This window comes from Corallococcus interemptor (assembly GCF_003668875.1).
Taxonomy (GTDB): Bacteria; Myxococcota; Myxococcia; order Myxococcales; family Myxococcaceae; genus Corallococcus; species Corallococcus interemptor.
Genome location: NZ_RAWM01000293.1, coordinates 1 through 634, shown reverse-complemented (window position 1 = coordinate 634; position 634 = coordinate 1). Strand labels below are relative to the sequence as shown.

Here is a 634-nt window from a genome sequence, read left to right as displayed (position 1 = left end):
TTCTAGGTTGACCATCTGGAGGATTCCGGGGCGGAGGAAGAATTTGATAGATTGTTTTTTGCAGTTTTTGAAGCTTTAAAGTTACGGGGACAAATAGCAAGCTTTCGATCTTTCCCAAGTCGTAAGTCAGTTCGGGTGCCCAATGCTTCTCAGTATTCTCAACAACATGGGAGTTCAGCCATCAATGAAGCAGTTGACGCGGTTGGTGAAACAAGTAGTAATTAAGAAGTTCCAGTGGCAAGAGATGAAAATACGAGGAAAATGGCCTAAATCTTGTTTTTTGATCCCTCAACTACATATATTACCTCGACTCAAAGAAAGCGGCTTAAACAGCGGGCTTGGAGGTTGTTTTTTTGAATTCGGGGAGGACAGAGCCAAAGAGCCAGAAGCTATGGAGAAAGAATGGGATTTGGTTACGCTATCTGACGGAAAGATCGAGGTAACTGAAGAGCAATCCGCAGGAAGTGAACTATGTCCCAGAGAAGGTATAATCCAAGACAGAGTAGTAGGTGAACTCGTGAGAAAGAATTGGTCAATAAAGTCATTCAGCCCCGCAAGCACAAGGAGACTGAGAGTGATTCCAATTGAAAGACAACGATCGAAGCGGCCGATCTCATCAATAACGATCTATAAG

General features: G+C 43.5%; 1 protein-coding gene. It reads left to right on the top strand.

Going from position 1 to position 634, the window contains the following annotated elements; genetic code table 11:
- Nucleotides 1–184: 184 nt before the first annotated feature.
- On the top strand, nt 185–634 hold a 450-nt coding region (locus D7X96_RS41940; protein ID WP_208647449.1), incomplete at its 3' end, for a hypothetical protein.